The 17,143-nt window shown below is 65.1% G+C and carries 12 protein-coding genes and 2 pseudogenes (1 of these 14 only partly in view); 11 read left to right on the top strand and 3 right to left on the bottom strand.

Annotated elements, in window-relative coordinates; translation table 11 throughout:
* Positions 1–170: 170 nt before the first annotated feature.
* A complete protein-coding gene (locus F8S13_12345; GenBank protein KAB8143021.1) occupies positions 171–1,319 on the top strand; it encodes a DUF4352 domain-containing protein in 1,149 nt (382 codons plus the stop codon).
* A 218-nt stretch (positions 1,320–1,537) separates the two neighbouring features.
* Positions 1,538–2,128, top strand: coding sequence for a hypothetical protein (locus F8S13_12340; protein KAB8143020.1), 591 nt, complete (start codon positions 1,538–1,540; stop codon positions 2,126–2,128).
* A 118-nt stretch (positions 2,129–2,246) separates the two neighbouring features.
* Here the strand turns inward: F8S13_12340 and F8S13_12335 are convergent.
* Positions 2,247–2,501 (bottom strand): annotated as a pseudogene (locus F8S13_12335) (hypothetical protein).
* A 354-nt stretch (positions 2,502–2,855) separates the two neighbouring features.
* Between F8S13_12335 and pstS the strand changes: the two are divergent.
* The 6 genes from pstS to F8S13_12305 all read left to right on the top strand — a co-directional run bounded on the left by pstS (position 2,856) and on the right by F8S13_12305 (position 11,127).
* The gene (pstS, locus tag F8S13_12330; protein ID KAB8143019.1) at positions 2,856–4,142 is read left to right on the top strand and encodes a phosphate ABC transporter substrate-binding protein PstS; all 1,287 of its coding nucleotides are present in this window, start codon (positions 2,856–2,858) and stop codon (positions 4,140–4,142) included.
* A 151-nt stretch (positions 4,143–4,293) separates the two neighbouring features.
* Complete coding sequence (pstC, locus tag F8S13_12325; GenBank protein KAB8143018.1) at positions 4,294–5,268, top strand: phosphate ABC transporter permease subunit PstC; 975 nt, start codon at positions 4,294–4,296, stop codon at positions 5,266–5,268.
* Positions 5,265–6,140 (top strand): phosphate ABC transporter permease PstA, encoded by an 876-nt coding sequence (gene pstA, locus F8S13_12320; protein ID KAB8143017.1) that lies wholly within the window; start codon positions 5,265–5,267, stop codon positions 6,138–6,140. Before pstC ends, pstA begins: the two co-directional genes overlap by 4 nt.
* A 7-nt stretch (positions 6,141–6,147) precedes the next feature.
* Positions 6,148–6,939 carry a phosphate ABC transporter ATP-binding protein gene (gene pstB, locus F8S13_12315; GenBank protein ID KAB8143016.1) on the top strand — a complete coding sequence of 264 codons (792 nt, stop codon included), beginning with the start codon at positions 6,148–6,150 and terminating at the stop codon, positions 6,937–6,939.
* A 37-nt stretch (positions 6,940–6,976) separates the two neighbouring features.
* Complete coding sequence (gene pstB, locus F8S13_12310) at positions 6,977–7,816, top strand: phosphate ABC transporter ATP-binding protein (protein ID KAB8143150.1); 840 nt, start codon at positions 6,977–6,979, stop codon at positions 7,814–7,816.
* 353 nt (positions 7,817–8,169) lie between these two features.
* Positions 8,170–11,127 (top strand): PAS domain-containing protein, encoded by a 2,958-nt coding sequence (locus F8S13_12305; protein ID KAB8143015.1) that lies wholly within the window; start codon positions 8,170–8,172, stop codon positions 11,125–11,127.
* Positions 11,128–11,133: 6 nt separating this feature from the next.
* Here the strand turns inward: F8S13_12305 and msrA are convergent, their stop codons facing one another.
* Together msrA and F8S13_12295 are read right to left on the bottom strand one after the other, a co-directional pair.
* The gene (gene msrA / locus F8S13_12300) at positions 11,134–11,676 is read right to left on the bottom strand and encodes a peptide-methionine (S)-S-oxide reductase MsrA (protein KAB8143014.1); all 543 of its coding nucleotides are present in this window, start codon (positions 11,674–11,676) and stop codon (positions 11,134–11,136) included.
* Positions 11,677–12,271: 595 nt separating this feature from the next.
* The gene (locus tag F8S13_12295) at positions 12,272–13,201 is read right to left on the bottom strand and encodes an NAD(P)/FAD-dependent oxidoreductase (protein ID KAB8143013.1); all 930 of its coding nucleotides are present in this window, start codon (positions 13,199–13,201) and stop codon (positions 12,272–12,274) included.
* Positions 13,202–13,520: 319 nt separating this feature from the next.
* Between F8S13_12295 and pflB the strand changes: the two genes are divergently transcribed.
* From pflB to F8S13_12280, 3 genes and pseudogenes are all read left to right on the top strand, one after another.
* Positions 13,521–15,782 carry a formate C-acetyltransferase gene (gene pflB, locus F8S13_12290; protein ID KAB8143012.1) on the top strand — a complete coding sequence of 754 codons (2,262 nt, stop codon included), beginning with the start codon at positions 13,521–13,523 and terminating at the stop codon, positions 15,780–15,782.
* An 86-nt stretch (positions 15,783–15,868) separates the two neighbouring features.
* Positions 15,869–16,705: a pyruvate formate lyase-activating protein gene (gene pflA, locus F8S13_12285; protein ID KAB8143011.1), complete on the top strand. Its 837-nt coding sequence runs from the start codon at positions 15,869–15,871 to the stop codon at positions 16,703–16,705.
* Positions 16,706–16,771: 66 nt separating this feature from the next.
* Positions 16,772–17,143 (top strand): annotated as a pseudogene (locus tag F8S13_12280) (hypothetical protein); it runs 192 nt beyond the window's last position.

Here is a 17,143-nt window from a genome sequence, read left to right as displayed (position 1 = left end):
CAGATCGTACCGAACGGATGTTTTCGATATTTGATCGTAGAGTATTTTTCGATAGTTTTTAGCGTTTTATCCTAACATTTACCTGCATTTAACTATTGGGAAGATCGATGCCACAAAGCCGTGCGGTTCGGCTCCCTGGGCGGCATCGTTGGCATATGGAGTACCATTCCATGCGTCGTCTCTGCACCCCCATCATCACCTTCCTGACGGTCATATCTTTCCTTATCCCGCTTACCGCGTATGCTCAGAGCGAATCGTTATGCTTTAGTGAGACCGGCTTCTGCATCAGTGGTCGTATTCGCGAATACTGGCAGCAGAATGGCGGTTTGCCCGTGTTTGGCTACCCTGTGACGGATCAGCACGAAGAGCAGATCGAGGGCAAGCCCTACCAAGTGCAGTGGTTCCAGCGCAACCGTCTAGAACTCCACCCTGAGAATGGCCGCCCCTACGATGTGCTGCTCGGTCGGCTCGGGGCCGACCGTCTGGCCCAGCAGGGGCGCGACCCGTTTACCTTCTCCAACAGCGAATCCCAGGCTGGCTGCCGCTACTTCGCCGAAACCCAACAGAACGTGTGCGGCGATATTCTGAAGGCATGGCGCGCCAGCGGTATCGAGCTGGATGGCAAGGGCGGCAAGACCGAGGCCGAGAACCTAGCCCTGTTCGGGCTGCCCCTTTCGGATCTGATGACCGAGACCATGGCTGATGGCCAGCAGCGCCAGGTGCAGTGGTTTGAGCGCGCCCGCTTCGAGCTGCACCCGGAGAACGCTGCGCCATACAATGTGCAGTTGGGCCTGCTGGGCAACGAGATCCGCGAGGCCGCTGCTGCGCCGCAGCCCACCGCCGCACCAGCAGCCCCCACGGCGGCCCCCTCGCCCATCCAGCCCCAAGAGGTGCTCGACAGCTACCGCAAGAAGATGCCTGCTGGCCTCTGGCAGGTCAATGTTAACGGTGTGCAGGTTTCAGCCACAGGATTTAAGTACACGGACAGTATCAACCGCTACAAGGCGACGAAAGATGAGAAGTATGTGGTGTTTGCAGTCGAAGTGGCCAATACCGGCTGGCAGAGCCGTTACCGTGATAGCTTCTTTGCAAATCCAGCATCCTTCGATCTGATCGACCTTGATGGTGGTACTCATACAGTCGAGACTGCACTCTACTCACTCGATAATCGATTCGACGGTGGTAACTTCTACAACGGTACTAAGGCCAGCGGTGTGCTGGTCTTCAAGATCCCGAAGAACTCCGCCCCAGCCATCGTCGTGTTTGATGGCCCCGATGACAGTATCCGCCTGGATCTGCGCGTCGCACCTATTCAGTAGCTTATCTGCTCCTGCCAGCACTCCATGCGGGGTGCTGGCTTTTTAGTTTACGCTTTTTGTATGTTTTTGCTTCCTACAAACATCCTCATATCTAGCATCAGACACTAATACTTTTATAGGAGCAATGATGGGACACAATTTTGAAAGATCAATGGTAGAATAGCCCCACACATCACCCCGCACATCGCTGCCCTTCTCCATAGCCAAAGGCACCACGCATGCACCGGAACCCCATCGCGATCACCGCCGCGCTGACGCTCGGCCTGCTGCTTCTGACCACGTTGCCGCTGGGCGCGGCCTCGGGCGAGTTTGGTGTCTACCTGCCGCTGGTGGTCAAGGCCGCGCCCACCACCACGCCCTGGCCCACTGCCGCGCCGACGGCCACGCCCACCGCGACCGTCACACCCACCGCAACCACCACGCCGACCGCGACGGTGACCACGCAGCCGACGGTGACCACGCAGCCGACGGCCACGCCCACCCTGCCGCCCGCCAGCTTCAACGGCTGCCGCCAAGACCCCAGCTCCGGCGCGGCCCCCGGCTACCCGGTGCGGATCACCGCGATCAACAAGTTTGCAGAGACCGTCACGCTGATGAATGTGAGCGCCAGCGCGGTGACGCTGGATGGCTGGCACATGTGCAGTATCACTGGCAACCAGGAGCACAGCCCGATCGGCGGCACGCTTGCGCCGGGGGCCTCGCGCACCTTTGGTCACACCGGCGACAACATCTGGAACAACCTTGATCAGGATGACGGCGCGCTGTACACCGACGCGGGCCAGCTGGTGAGCTACTGGGTCGATCGGTAGCGCATAGGGCTGGGGCAAGCAATCTGTGGCGGCTCAGGATCTGCGTGATCCTGAGCCGCTTTTCTGCGCGCGCCGCGCTTGGGGGCTAAAGCTCCTGCCGGTGCTGCTGGCCGGGGCGGTACTCGTAGGTGTCCAGGCTGGCCACAAACCGCAGCGCCATCGCGGCAGTCTGCAGCGCCTCCTTGCGCAGGTTCTCCCGGCTGGCCTTGTGCGGCTCGTAGGCCAGCTGCAGCACCTCCTTGGTCAGCTCGCCGAACTCCTCGCCCAGCACCGCCAGCGCGTGGAGCGGGTCGGTCGGCCAGGTTGGGAATTTGGCGATGGCCCGCGATAGCTCCTCCATCACCGCCTCGGCGATCAGATCGTGCTTGGGCATATGTTTCTCCTCTGTACTATCCGTAGGCCTCGATTTTACCACTGGCCCTGGATGGGGGTAGGGCTATGCCGTGGCAGTGAGATGATGATCGCGCCGCGCTTCCGGCCATATGGCTCTCGCATATTTCCGCATTGCAATGCCATGCGCGTAAGGCCAATAATCGGGCAGACTTAACGCAAACTTAACACAAGCATTGTTGCGTGTTAATCTACGGGTGCTACTCTTCCAGCATCCAAAGGTACGTAGCTAGGAGCAAGTCTAGCCCTGAAGCTACACCTCGCAGCGCAAAAGCGCGAGGATTTCTACCTACGTGCCGCTGGTTGGAATAGGATGCTACGAGGAGGAATAGTTCGCATGTTCTCGATTCTCCCGACCTCGGCGAAGCGCGCGCTTGGCCTGGCCCTGATCATCCCGGTGATCGCCGCCTGCGGCACCACCGCGTCGACGACCCCCACAAATGCTCCTGCGGCTGCGACCGCCGCTCCGGCTGCCACCGAGGCCCCCGCCGCCACCGAGGCCCCCGCCGCTACCGAGGCTGCCACCGAGGCCCCCGCCGCCACCGAGGCCGCCACGGCAGCTGCCACCGCTGAGGCTTCGGCCACCGCCGCCGCCGTCAGCTTCCCGTCGATCACGCCCCGCGCGGTGACGGCGACCCTGACCGGCTCGGGCGCGAGCTTCCCCGACCCGATCTACCAGCAGTGGATCGAGCAGTACAAGACCGTGGCCCCCAGCGTGACGATCAACTACCAGAGCGTCGGCTCGGGCCAGGGCCGCAAGGACTTCTTCAACGCCGTGACCGACTTCGGCGGCACCGACAAGTTCGCCTCGGATGACGAGCTGACCAAGTACGGCAAGACGGTGCTGAGCATCCCCACCGTGCTGGGCGCGGTCGTGACCCCTTACAACCTGCCCGGCGTTGAGGGCCTGCAGTTCTCGGGCGAGACGCTGGCCAACATCTTCCTTGGCAAGATCACCAAGTGGAACGACGCCGCCATCGCCGCCGACAACCCCGGCGTGACCCTGCCCGAGACGGCCATCACCGTGGTGCACCGCTCGGATGGCTCGGGCACGACCTCGATCTTCACCAACTACCTGAGCAGCGTGAGCGCCGACTGGAAGAGCGCCGTGGGCGCTGGCGACACCGTGCAGTGGCCGGTGGGCGTGGGCGGCGAGAAGAACCCCGGCGTGGCCCAGGCTGTGCAGCAGACCGAGGGCGCGATCGGCTACGTCGAGCTGATCTACGCGCTGGGCAACAAGCTCCCGGCCCCGAAGATCAAGAACGCCGCCGGCACCTACATCGAGCCGACCCTGGATAGCGTCTCGGCTGCCGCCGCCGCCTTCCTGCCCGAGACCCCGGACGACCTGCGCGTGAACATTGTGAACCCGCCCGCGGGCACGCCGGAGTCGGACTCCGCCTACCCGATCTCGGGCTACACCTGGGTGCTGGTGAACGCCGAGATGACCGACGAGGCCAAGGCCCAGGCCCTGACCGACTTCCTGTACTGGAGCCTGACCGACGGCGCTGCCGGCGCGAAGGATCTGGGCTTCGCCCCGCTGCCGGCCTCGGTGCAGGCCAAGGCGATCGAGAAGCTGACCCAGGTTCAGGTGGGTGGCAAGGCCGCCTTCGAGCTGGCCAAGTAGCTCGCCTCTAGCCCTTTGTGCCGCCCCGACCATGTGTCGGGGCGGCACCGCCATAAAGCTGTGATATTTTCTCCCATAAACTGTTTCCGCGACGAGTGATACAATAGTAGAGCTGTAGCTACCAAAGAAAAAGGTCAAGAAAGGAAGCTGTATGGCCCAAGCAAAGAACCTGAGCGCCTGGGCGTCTTTGCAACAGCGCACGCGCCATGGCGACTCGCTCTTTGCATTCATAACGCTGGCCTTTGCGCTGCTGGTGGTGGCGCTGGTCGGCGTTATTGGTGTTGTGACCTGGGTGAACTCGACCGAGGCCCGCGATAAATTCGGCATCTCGTTCCTGTTCCAGCAGGGCTGGAACCCTGTGACCGGGCACTTTGGCGCGCTGCCCGCGATCTACGGCACGCTGATCTCGTCGCTGATCGCGCTGGTGATCGCCGGGCCGCTGGGCGTGATGATCGGCGTGTTCCTCTCCGAGCTATGCCCGCTGCGGCTGCGCACCTCGCTCTCGTTCCTGGTCGAGCTGCTGGCGGCCATCCCCAGCGTGGTGTATGGGATGTGGGGCGTGTTCGTGCTCATCCCGTTCTTCCAGACCTCGGTGGCCAACCCGGTGGCCGGGTCGATCGGCCAGTGGCTGCCCTTCCTGGGCGGGCCGGTCTCGGCGCGCAGCCTGGCGGCGGCGGGCGTGGTGCTGGCGATCATGATCCTGCCCACCATCGCCTCGATCACCCGCGATGTGCTGGCGGTGGTGCCATCCAACCAGCGCGAGGCCATGCTGGCCGTGGGCGCAACCCAGTGGGAGACCATCCGCCACGCGGTGCTGCCCTATGCCCAGGCGGGCATCATCGGCGGCATGATGCTGGGCCTTGGCCGCGCCCTGGGCGAGACGATGGCGGCGCTGATGATCATCGGCAGCCTGAAGGACCGGATCGAGCCGTCGATCTTCCAGGCCAGCATCACCTCGGCCTCGCTGGTGGCCAGCGAGCTGTCGAACGCGAACGATGAGCTGCACGAGTCGACGCTTATTCTGATAGCCCTGGTGCTGTTTGTAATTACGCTGCTGCTCAATGGTCTGGCGCGCTTTATCGTGTGGCGCGCTGGCCGTGGGCCGGTGGGGAGTGCGCGGGCATGAGTATTGTGGTCAATGCGCCGAACATCGGGCGACGCAAGGCGGTGGATCGGGCGATGCGCGGCTGCGCGGTGGTCGCCACGCTGCTGGCGCTCATCCCGCTGGTGCTCATCCTTGGCTTTGTGCTGGTCAAGGGCGTCTCGTCGCTGAATATCGACTTCTTCACCAAATCCTACAAGGCCCCCGGCCTCAGCCTGAGCGGTGCGGTGCAGGCGCAGGGCGGCGTGCTCAACGGCATCGCTGGCTCGCTGCTGATCGTGATGTGGGCCACGCTGATCGCGCTGCCGGTGGGCATCCTGGCGGGCGTCTACCTGGCCGAGTACAAGTCGAACCTGTTCTCCACGGTCGTGCGCTTCTGCACCGATGTGCTGAGCGCGGCCCCCTCGATCGTGGTGGGCGTGGTGGCCTACGCGCTGATCGTGGTGCGCTACAAGCAGTTCTCGGGCTGGGCGGGCAGCATCGCGCTGGCCATCCTGATGGTGCCGCTGATCACCCGCACCACCGAGGAGATCCTGCGGCTGGTGCCCTACTCGGTGCGCGAGGGCGCGATGGCCCTGGGCACGCCCAAGTGGCAGACCACCTTCACCGTAGTGCTGCCGGCGGCGGCGGGCGGCATCGCCACCGGCGTGCTGCTGGCCGTGGCCCGCGCCATGGGCGAGACCGCCCCGCTGCTGCTGACCATCCTGGGCAACAACAACGTCTCGTTTAATATGTCGGCCCCGATGGCGGCGCTGCCGCTGCTGACCTATAAGTACACGCAGTCGCCCTACCCAGCCGAGAACGACCTGGCCTGGGGTACGGCGCTGGTGCTGACCACGATTGTGCTGGTTACGAATCTGCTGGTTCGCTTTGCCACACGTAGCCGACTGAAGTAGGGATGCTATGACCACAACTGGTGCGAATCAGATAGAGCTGCGCAACCTGACGCCCTTCTACGGCGCGAAGCAGGCGCTCAAGCCGGTGGATACCACCATCGCGCCCCGCAGCGTCACGGCGTTCATCGGGCCGTCGGGCTGCGGCAAGACCACCGTGCTGCGCTGCATCAACCGCATGCACGAGATGGTGCCCAAGGCGCGGGTCGAGGGCAAGATCCTGCTGGGCGGCGAGGATATCTACGCCCAGGGCGTCGAGCCGCAGGCGGTGCGCCGCAAGATCGGTATGGTCTTTCAGCAGCCGGTGCCGATCAAGATGATGTCGATCTACGACAATGTGGCGGTGGGCCTGAGGCTCAACGGCGTGCCCAAGCGCGAGATCGACGAGCGCGTCGAGATCTCGCTGCAGGCGGCGGCGCTGTGGGATGAGGTGAAGGACAAGCTGCACCACTCGGGCCTGGCGCTCTCGGGCGGCCAGCAGCAGCGCATGTGCATCGCCCGCGCCGTGGCGCTGGAGCCAGACATCATCCTGATGGATGAGCCGTGCTCGGCGCTTGACCCGATCGCCACTTTCAAGATCGAGGAGCTGCTGCACGAGCTGAAGAAGCGCTTCACGGTGGTGATCGTGACCCACAACATGCAGCAGGCCGCCCGCGTGGCCGACCACACCTGCGTGTTCATGGTCGACCGCGAGGCCGAGAAGCCGATCGGCTTTTTGGTGGAAGAGGGCCAGACCGGCCAGATCTTTTCTGCGCCGCGCGACCCGCGCACCGAGGCGTATATTAGTGGCCGTATCGGCTAGGAGCGATACCATGAGCGATGCGTTCTCTACTGGGGCGATGGTGCGGCAGAAGGCCGATCTGAGCGTGTTCACGCGGGCCGCCGAGCCAGAGCTGCCGCTGAGCGAGAAGACCAAGGTCGCTGCGGTCAACTTCCAGTTCTACTATGGCGCGTTCCAGGCGCTGCGCAATATCAATCTGAGCATGCGCGAGCGGGCCATCACGGCCTTCATCGGGCCGTCGGGCTGCGGCAAGACCACGCTGCTGCGCGCGATCAACCGCATGCACGACGAGACGCCGGGGGCGCGCGGCACTGGCCAGATCCTGCTGGATGACCAGAACATCTACGCCGAGGATGCCGACCCGGTGATGCTGCGGCGGCGGATCGGCATGGTCTTCCAGCGCCCCAACCCCTTCGCCAAGTCGATCTTCGACAACGTGGCCTATGGCCTGCGCGTCAGCGGTTGGCGCGACCGCAAGGCTATCGAGCAGCGGGTGGAGGAGTCGCTGCGGGCGGCGGCGCTGTGGGATGATGTGAAGGACCGGCTGCGCAGCTCGGCGCTGGGGCTTTCGGGTGGCCAGGCCCAGCGCCTGTGCATCGCCCGCACCATCGCGCCCCGCCCCGAGGTGGTGCTGATGGACGAGCCGTGCTCGGCGCTCGACCCGATCGCCACGCTGAAGATCGAGGAGCTGATGGTGGACCTGCGCAAGGATTTCACCATCATTATCGTGACCCATAACATGCAGCAGGCCGCCCGCGTCTCCGACGAGACGGTGTTCATGCTGATGGACCCCGAGACCCGCGCGGGCCAGGTGGTGGAGATCGCGCCCACCGCCACGCTGTTTAATACCCCCAAAGACAAGCGCACCGAGGAGTATATCTCCGGTCGCTTTGGTTAGGCGTGCCTCACATCGCTGGCTAGGCCGCATATGTGCCCACATATGCGGCTTTTTTTGCGCCCGCATTGGGATGCGCTTGCTGCCAGAGTTATGATCGGAGAACTAACAGCTGCTTGTATTGCTATTGTGATCTTGGATAGGCAGTGGTACACTGGGCAGGCAACACCGGAGGTTGAGCGACAAGCTATCACTGCCATGGGGCGATGTACTACCCATGCAGATCACAGCGTTGTGCGGATGCGAAGCATGCCTTGTTACGTTAGGGGTTGCTTTGATGCGGAGCGGCGGCCTAGCTGCCTTACCACTCGGGCATCGGAAGTGCAGGAAGTATCTCTATAGTGTTAGCGCAAGACATGTCAGCAGATCAGATGTTTGAGCGTGACCCTAGCATATATATGATGCCGCAGGGACTCGCATCGCAGCAGTTGGCTGCGATCCTTGGCGCGCTCCCCGATGCGTGCTATGTGTTTGATCGCGATGGACGTTATATCTACGGGAACGGTGCTGCCGAGCGTTTTCTGGCCGCTGGCCGCGAGCGCCTGCTGGGTGCGCTGGCATGGGATATTCTGCCCGATGCCGATGGGGGGCTGCATGATCTGCACCTTCGTGCCATGATCAACCGCCACCCACTCACCAGCGCGATCTACGCCCCATGGCTGGGCCAGTGGTTCGACGTGGCCATGCAGCCCATGGATGGCGGCCTGCTGGTGGTGACGGCCCGCCGCTGCCAGGGCGGGCAGGAGCCGAGGCCGCCCCACAGCCCGCCGCCCGAGCTGGCCGCGCCGATCGACGGGGCCGGGCGCGATGTGTTCTGGCTGATCGACGCGCGCTGCCACCAGATCCGCTATGTCAGCCCCTCCTACGACAAGATCTGGGGCCGCTCGCACCACCCGCTCTACCATAGCCCCGGCCACTGGCTGCAGGCGGTGCACGCCGATGATCGGGAGCGCGTGCGCCAGGCCTATGCGCGTGGCCTGGAGATCGGGCTGTATGATCTGGAGTATCGGATCGTGCGTCCCGGCGGCGAGCTGCGCTGGATTCACGACCGGGCCTATCGGGCGGTGGGGCGGGCGGTGAGTGCAGATGTGCTGATTCGGATCGCCGAGGATGTGACCGCGCAGAAACGTATGGCGGCGGAGCGCCCAGCCTTAAGCGAGCTGAATGAGAATCGTTCAGACGCCATACATAGCCAGCTATCGGCACTGCGCCAGAGCCTCACGATCCTGGACGCCGCCAACTCGCCCGGCGAGGTGCTGGATGCCCTGCTGGGTGTGGCCCACAGCGGCCTGGGGGCCTATGCCGGCGCGCTGTTTGTGACGCAGGGCGAGCCGCCGACGCTCACCGAGCACCGCACGCAGGGTGGCTTTGCCGATCTATGGCTCACCCACCAGGCCCCCGCCGCGCCCCATCCGCTGATCGAGGCGCTGCACGATCGGCAGCCGCACTTCTATGCGCCGGGCGAGTGGGCCGAGCATTTCCCCGCGCTCTACGAGCGCTGCGGCGCCCATGTCGGCTCGTGGCTGGCCACGCCAGTGCTGCTGGGCGGCCAGCTGGTGGCCGTGCTGGGCCTAGCCTTCACCTATGGCCGCGAGCCAGGCCAGGCCGACATGGACTACCTCGACATGCTGGTGCAGCAGGGCTGCCACGCGCTGGAGCGCGTGCGGCTGCACCGCGATGCCCACGAGGCGATCTCGCAGAGCGATGCGGCCTGGGCGCGGCTTGAGAGCCTAGTGCACACCGTGCCGGTGGGTCTGGCGATCTGGGATTCGGATCTGCGCTATGTGCACATCAACCCGGCGCTGGCGGCCCTGAACGAGCTGTCGGTCGAGGAGCACCTGGGCCACACGGTGCACGAGATGTTCCCCGCGCTCTCCCCAAGCATCGCCGCCTCCTTCCAGCGCGTGCTCGGCACTGGCCAGCCACTGCTGAATATGGAGCTGCACGGCTTCTTCCCATCGCGCCCGGATGGCACGTGGCTGCTCTCGCTTTTCCCAGTGCGCATGGCCAGCGGGGCGGTGGCTGGCGTGGGCGCGGTGGTGATGGACATCACCGAGCGCAAGCGCGCCGAGGCCATGGGCGCGCTGATGACCCAGATGACCGGCGCGCTGACCCAGGCGCTCACGCCTGCGGCGGTGACGGATGTGATCATCGCGCACCTCAATCAGGCATTCCCCATCCGTGGGATCTGGGTGATGCTGCTGAGCGAGGATGGCGAGTGGCTTGAGCTGGAGCGTGCCCACGGCTACTCGGCGCAGGCGATCGCGCGCTGGCGGCGCATCCACCGCACATCCACCATGCCAGCGGCGCGCACGGTGGCCATGGCCGAGCCGCTGTGGATCGACCCGCCCAACGCTGGCGTGCCCAGCCTGGCCGCCGATGGCCAGCCCGCCAGCGGCACCCTGGCGGCGATCCCGCTGGTGGTGAACCGCCAGCCGATCGGCTGCCTGTGCCTGCGCTTCAAGGCTGTGGACTGCGTCGCCCCCGACGAGCGCGCCCTGCTCTACACCCTGGCGCGCTACTACGCCCAGGCGCTGCAGCGCGCCCGCCTGGATGCCGCCGAGCGCCAGGCCCGCCTCGATGCCGAGGCTGCGGTCGATCTGCGCGACCAGTTTCTTTCGGTGGCTGCCCACGAGCTGAAGACCCCGCTCACCTCGCTGCTGGGCACGGCCCAGCTGCTGCAGCGCAGCTTGGCCCGCCGCGACGACCTGGGCGAGCGCGACCGCTGGGCGCTGCAGGTCATCCAGGATCAGTCGTGGCGGCTACACCAGATGATCCTGACCATGCTCGATATCTCGCGCATCCAGGAGGGCCAGCTGGCGATCATGCGCGCGCCCGTGGATCTGGCCGATCTGGCCCGCCGCGTGCTGCGCGAGCTGCAGCTCATCCAGGGGCCGTATGTGCTGCAGCTGCACGTGGCCGACGACGCCGAGCTAGTGGTGGATGGCGACGAGCTGCGGCTGGAGCAGGTGCTGCAGAACTTGCTGCAGAATGCGATAAAGTACAGCCCCAGCGGCGGCGATATCGCGGTGGGGCTGGATCAGGATGGCGACTACGCCCAGATCACGGTGCGCGACCACGGCATCGGCATACCCGCCGATGCGCTGCCGCACCTGTTCGATCGATTCTACCGCGCTGAGAACATCGACAGGCGTAAGATATCGGGCCTGGGGGTGGGGCTGTATGTGGTGGGCGAGATCGTGCAGCAGCACGGGGGCGAGGTGCTGATCGACAGCGCCGAGGGCCATGGCAGCACCTTCACGGTGCGCCTGCCGCTGCGGCTGGCCCGCGAGCGCGCCGCAGCGGCAGGGTGATGTGCGCTAGACCTTCAGTCGCGCGGCGTGGCTCTTGCGGAACTTGCTGACCTTGGGGGCCACCACGGCGCGGCAGTAGGGCTGGTTGGGGTTGTTCGCGAAGTACTCCTGGTGGTAGCCCTCGGCGGCGTAGAACTGCTCGAAGGGCACCACCTGGGTGACAATCGGCTGCGCGAAGGCGCGCTGCTCAGTCAGCTCGGCGATCACCTCCTGGGCCACGCGCTGCTGCTCGGGGCTGTGGAAGAAGATCGCCGAGCGGTACTGCGTGCCCACGTCGTGGCCCTGGCGGTTGAGCGTGGTGGGGTCGTGGATGCTGAAGAACACGCCCAGCAGCTCGCGGAAGCTGATCTGCTGCGGGTCGAAGCGCAGCTGCACCACCTCGGCGTGGCCGGTGCCACCGGTGCACACCTGCTCGTAGCTGGGGTTGGGCACACTGCCCCCGGCGTAGCCCGAGACCACGTCGGTGACACCGATGATATCGTCGTAGATCGCCTCAAGGCACCAGAAGCACCCGCCCGCCAGTGTTGCGATCTCTGTTCCTGCAGTCATTAGTTAGGTTCCTTTGCCTGGACCCACCCCAGGCGGGCATGCGCACGTGGGCGGCATGCCTGCTTGGGCCTGGGCTTCTCCTCTCTTCTGCACCCTATTCTACGGCTGCGCCTGCCCGCTGGATGTAGGAGGGCGATGTACCACCAAGACACCAAGGAGACGAATACCCATAAGGGTGCGAAGGCGCGAGGGAGAATGGTACGATGCCACCCCCACCCACCTGGCCCATGCGGCGAAGGTGCCGCTCGTGTAAACTGGCCATATGCACGAACACCAGCGGTCAGGGAATGGCATAGGAAGGCCTTAAATTGGGGTTCCAAGGGGCAACGCCCCCTGGCGGGGTTCACAGGCGCAGGCCTCTGTGCGCCGCCTGCGCAGGGCATTCACCCAGCATACAAGCGGAACCGCTATCGTGCATGGCACCTTGGGTCGCCCCGACCGTGCAACGCTGCAAGCATTGCCTACGGTCGACCCGACCCAAAAACAACCCTAAAAGTGACACCACGTGAGGGGCGCACGCCGCAGAAACAGCGCGGCGCACCCCCTAGCTACTAGGAGGTGCGCCGCATTCGGGTGCGCTTGCTGTGGTGCGGGCCTAGTCCGCCGGCTCTGGCTCAAGGATGAGCGGGTGGCTCAGCAGGTAGGTGTAGGCGCTCTGGGCGGCGCGCACGCCCTCGCCCACGGCGATCAGGCTGTGCTCGCCGAAGCGGGTGGTGCAGTCGCCAGCGGCGAACAGGCCGGACACGCTGGTGTGGTTGCGCCCATCCACCTCGATAAAGCCATCCTCATCGAGCTTGGCCAGGTTGCGCACGACGCCGGTGTTGGGCAGCAGGCCCAGGTCGGCGAAGATCGCATTCACGCGCAGGTACGACAGCTCCTCGTCGCGCTCGATCACCACCTGCTCCACCGAGGTGGTGCCCTGCACCTCGCGCACCTTGTAGTTGCGCAGCACCGTCACGTTGGGGTAGCGGGCCAGCGTCGCCGCCAGCGGGTCGATCAGGTCGTGCTTGCCTGCGGTGACGAGGTAGACCCGCGCCGCCGTGCGAGCCAGCTCGATCACGCCAGCCACCGCGCGGGGCGTCGCGCCGATCACGGCGGCGGTCTTGTTCTCCAGCAGGTGGGCGTGGGTGGTGGCCGAGTAGCCGATGCCGTGGTCGGCGAACTGGCGCGCGCCCGGCACATCCAGCTTGATCGGCGACGCGCCGGTGGCAACGATCACGCTGCGCGCGGCCAGCTTGCCGTTGATCTGGGTCTCGACGATGAAATCCTCGTGGCTGCGGGTGATGCCCAGCACGCGGTCGCGCAGCACGGTGCTGGCCTGGGCCGTCACGCGGCGCTCGAACTGCATCACCGCCTCGGCTCCGGCCAGGTACTCCTCGTTGTCCTGCTGGTGCAGGTGCTGCTGCCGCCCGGTCTTGCCGCCGACCTCCTGGTAGATCACGCGTACATCCAGCTGCTTGCTCTGGGCGTACAGCGCCGCCGAGAGGCCCGACGCCCCGCCGCCAATAATGATGAGGTCATGCATTGCGTTCCTCGCTCCTTTGAGAGGACGAAGGCCGAAGCTCCCGAAGACGAAAGGTCGAGCATGGGTTGGGGATGCGATATGTCTTCGATTTTCGCGCTTCGCTCTTCGGTCCTGAGTTTGTCTTGCCGGTAGTATAGCTCATGCCGCACCATTTTGCGAAAAGAAGCACAATATTCGTGTTAACAAACCTTTACTGCTGGATGTTGACGTTTCCACTCTCTTTTTTAGCTGGCGCGGTATAGTATACCCATGGTAAATGCTTTGGTATGTGCGATTGTGCATTTCCGAACAATATATATCGACCCTCGAGGAGGTTCCGATGTCGTCGTTCATTGAAGAGCAGACCGCTGAGTACGTCATCCCAGGCTGGCGCGGGTTCGTCGGCGGTGCGTGGCAGGATCATATCGACGTGCGCGATTTCATCCAGCGCAACTACACGCCCTTCGAGGGCAATGATACCTTCCTGGCCCCCGTCACCGAGCGCACGCAGGCCGTGTGGGCCAAGCTCAGCGATCTGTTTGTCGCGGAGCGCGCCCGTGGGGTGCTGGATGTCTCGCAGATCCCCACCAGCATTACCGCCCACGCCCCCGGGTATATCGACCGCGAGCGCGAGATCATCGTGGGCCTGCAGACCGATGCCCCGCTCAAGCGCGCGATCTTCCCCAACGGCGGCTGGCGCATGGTCGAGTCGAGCCTGGAGAGCTACGGCTTCGAGGTCGACCCCCAGGTGCGCGATATCTTCACCAAGTATCGCAAGACCCACAACGACGGCGTGTTTGATGTCTACACCCCCGAGATCCGCAAGGCCCGCAGCTCGCACATCGTCACCGGCCTGCCCGATGCCTATGGCCGTGGCCGCATCATCGGCGACTACCGCCGCGTGGCGCTCTACGGCGTGGACCGCCTGATCGAGGCCAAGGAGCAGGAGAAGGCCAGCATCGACGGTATGCACTCCTCCGAGGACATCATCCGCGACCGCGAGGAGCTTTCCGAGCAGATCCGCGCGCTGAACGAGCTGAAGCAGATGGCCGCCGCCTACGGCTTCGACATCTCGGCCCCGGCCAGCAACGCCCGCGAGGCTGTGCAGTGGCTGTACTTCGCCTACCTGGCCGCCGTGAAGGAGCAGAACGGCGCGGCTATGTCGCTGGGCCGCACCTCCACCTTCCTGGATGTGTTCTTCGAGCGCGATCTGCGCGAGGGCACGCTGGATGAGACCGCCGCCCAGGAGATCATCGACGACTTCGTGATCAAGCTGCGCATCGTGCGCTTCCTGCGCACCAAGGAGTACGACGAGCTGTTCTCGGGCGACCCGACCTGGGTCACCGAGTCGATCGGCGGCATGGGCATGGACGGCCGCTCGCTGGTGACGAAGACCAGCTTCCGCTACCTCCAGACGCTCTACAACCTGGGGCCAGCGCCCGAGCCGAACCTGACGGTGTTCTGGTCGCCGCGCCTGCCCGAGGGCTTCAAGCAGTTCTGCGCCAAGGTCTCGATCGACACCAGCGCCATCCAGTACGAGAGCGACGAGCTGATGCGGCCCTGCTGGGGCGACGACACCGCGATCGCCTGCTGCGTGTCGGCGATGCGCGTGGGCAAGCAGATGCAGCTGTTCGGCGCGCGCGTGAACCTGGCCAAGTGCCTGCTCTACGCGCTGAACGGTGGCCGCGACGAGGTCAGCGGCAAGCAGATCGCGCCCAAGGCCGAGCCGTTCAAGGGCGAGGTGCTGAGCTACGACGAGGTGATGCAGAAGTTCGACGTGATGATGGACTGGCTGGCCAAGGTCTACGTCAACGCCATGAACTGCATCCACTACATGCACGACAAGTACGCCTACGAGCGGATCGAGATGGCGCTGCACGACTACAGCCCGCTGCGAACCATGGCCTTCGGCATCGCCGGTCTCTCGGTGGTGGCCGACAGCCTGAGCGCTATCAAGTTCGCCAAGGTCACACCTGTGCGCGACGAGACCGGCCTGATCGTGGACTTCACGACCGAGGGCGAGTTCCCGACCTACGGCAACAACGACGACCGCGTGGATAGCATGGCCACCTGGCTGGTCGAGACGTTTATGCAGAAGCTGCGCCAGCACCCGACCTACCGCAACGCCACCCACACCCAGTCGGTGCTCACCATCACGTCCAACGTGGTGTACGGCAAGGCCACAGGCAACACGCCCGATGGCCGCCGCAAGGGCGAGCCGTTCGCCCCTGGCGCGAACCCGATGCACGGTCGCGACACCCACGGTGTGGTCGCCGCCGCGCTCTCGCTGGCCAAGATCCCCTACGAGCACGCCCAGGACGGCATCTCGTGGACAACCTCGATCGTGCCCTCGGGCCTGGGCAAGACCCGCGACGAGCAGGTGGAGAACCTGGCGGGCGTGCTCGATGGCTACTTCGGCGAGACTGGCTTCCACGTGAACGTGAACGTGCTCAACCGCGATACCCTGGTGGACGCGATGGATCACCCGGAGAAGTACCCGCAGCTGACCATCCGCGTGTCGGGCTACGCCGTAAACTTCATCAAGCTGACGCGCGAGCAGCAGCTGGATGTGATCGGCCGCACCTTCCACGGCGTGATCTAGCCAGCGGCGCGGGCCGCTGAGGCCCACTGGAACAGGCAATCTCCACAGGGGCGGCGCGCCGCCCCTGTGGTATTTCTGGGAAACCCATGGAACAGAAGAACCCGCCCCCGATCAAGAGCCTCAGCGGCTCGCCCTTCGAGCTGCGCCTGCACGGCAGCGCCACCGACGAGCAGGCCGAGGCCGAGGCCGCCGTCGGCGAGTTTGGCTACCTGCACTCCTACACCACCGGCTCGGCGGTGGATGGCCCGGGCATCCGCACGGTGCTGTGGACCACCGGCTGCCACTTCCGCTGCCAGTACTGCCACAACCCCGACACCTGGCACCTCAAAAACGGCGCGCGCGTCTCCGCTGCTGAGGTGCTGGCCGAGGTGGCGCGCTACCAGGGCTTTATGCGGGCCGGGCGCGGCGGCGTGACGATCAGCGGCGGCGAGCCGCTGGTGCAGGCCCCCTTCGTGCTGCGCATCCTGCGCGGCTGCCAGCAGCGCGGCATCCACACCGCGCTCGACACCAACGGCTACCTGGGCGATGTGCTGCGCGACGAGGATCTGGATGCCGCCGACCTCTACCTGCTCGACATCAAGTCGTGGGATGTGGCCACCCACCTGCGCGCCACCGGCAAGGATGTGGGCGACGTGCTGCGCTTCGCGCGGCGGCTGGCCGAGCACCGACGCCCCATGTGGCTGCGCTTCGTGCTGGTGCCCGGCCTCACCGACGAGCGTGCCAATATCGAGGGCCTGGCCGACTTCGCCGCCACGCTCGGCAATGTCGAGCGGGTTGAGGTGCTGCCGTTTCACCAGATGGGCCGCTCGAAGTGGCAGCGCCTGGGCTTGCGCTACACGCTGGATGCTACCCAGCCTCCCAGCGCCGAGGCCACCCAGCAGGCCCAGCAGATCTTTCGCGAGCGCGGCCTGATGGCGGTGTAGCGGCTAGGTTTTTGAAACGCCCGCCCGGCGCTGCTGGGCGGGCGTTTTTGCGCCCTGGTACGGCTTTTGCTCATCGCAGTGGTGGTGGAACGATCCCACGCGGTGGTGGAACGATCCCACGCGGTGGTGGAACGATCCTGCGTGGTGGTGGAACGATCCTGCGTGGTGGTGGAACGATCCCACGTGGTGGTGGAACGATCCCACGTGGTGGTGGAACGATCCCACGCGGTGGTGGAACGATCCCACGCGGTGGTGGAACGATCCCACGCGGTGGTGGAACGATCCCACGCGGTGGTGGAACGATCCTGCGTGGTGGTGGAACGATCCTGCGTGGTGGTGGAACGATCCTGCGTGGTGGTGGAACGATCCTGCGTGGTGGTGGAACGATCCTGCGTGGTGGTGGAACGATCCTGCGTGGTGGTGGAACGATCCTGCGTG

This window comes from Chloroflexia bacterium SDU3-3 (assembly GCA_009268125.1).
Lineage (GTDB): Bacteria > Chloroflexota > Chloroflexia > Chloroflexales > Roseiflexaceae > SDU3-3.
Note: the sequence above shows the minus strand (reverse complement) of the source record. Positions and strands in the feature narration are given on the sequence as shown.

Coding starts and splice junctions, on each gene's coding strand:
- pstB (KAB8143150.1), top strand. CDS start 6,977: ATGGTGCGGCAGAAGGCCGATCTGAGCGTGTTCACGCGGGCCGCCGAG.
- F8S13_12345 (KAB8143021.1), top strand. CDS start 171: ATGCGTCGTCTCTGCACCCCCATCATCACCTTCCTGACGGTCATATCT.
- F8S13_12295 (KAB8143013.1), bottom strand. CDS start 13,201: ATGCATGACCTCATCATTATTGGCGGCGGGGCGTCGGGCCTCTCGGCG.
- msrA (KAB8143014.1), bottom strand. CDS start 11,676: ATGACTGCAGGAACAGAGATCGCAACACTGGCGGGCGGGTGCTTCTGG.
- pstC (KAB8143018.1), top strand. CDS start 4,294: ATGGCCCAAGCAAAGAACCTGAGCGCCTGGGCGTCTTTGCAACAGCGC.
- F8S13_12305 (KAB8143015.1), top strand. CDS start 8,170: ATGTCAGCAGATCAGATGTTTGAGCGTGACCCTAGCATATATATGATG.
- pstB (KAB8143016.1), top strand. CDS start 6,148: ATGACCACAACTGGTGCGAATCAGATAGAGCTGCGCAACCTGACGCCC.
- pstA (KAB8143017.1), top strand. CDS start 5,265: ATGAGTATTGTGGTCAATGCGCCGAACATCGGGCGACGCAAGGCGGTG.
- pflB (KAB8143012.1), top strand. CDS start 13,521: ATGTCGTCGTTCATTGAAGAGCAGACCGCTGAGTACGTCATCCCAGGC.
- F8S13_12340 (KAB8143020.1), top strand. CDS start 1,538: ATGCACCGGAACCCCATCGCGATCACCGCCGCGCTGACGCTCGGCCTG.
- pstS (KAB8143019.1), top strand. CDS start 2,856: ATGTTCTCGATTCTCCCGACCTCGGCGAAGCGCGCGCTTGGCCTGGCC.
- pflA (KAB8143011.1), top strand. CDS start 15,869: ATGGAACAGAAGAACCCGCCCCCGATCAAGAGCCTCAGCGGCTCGCCC.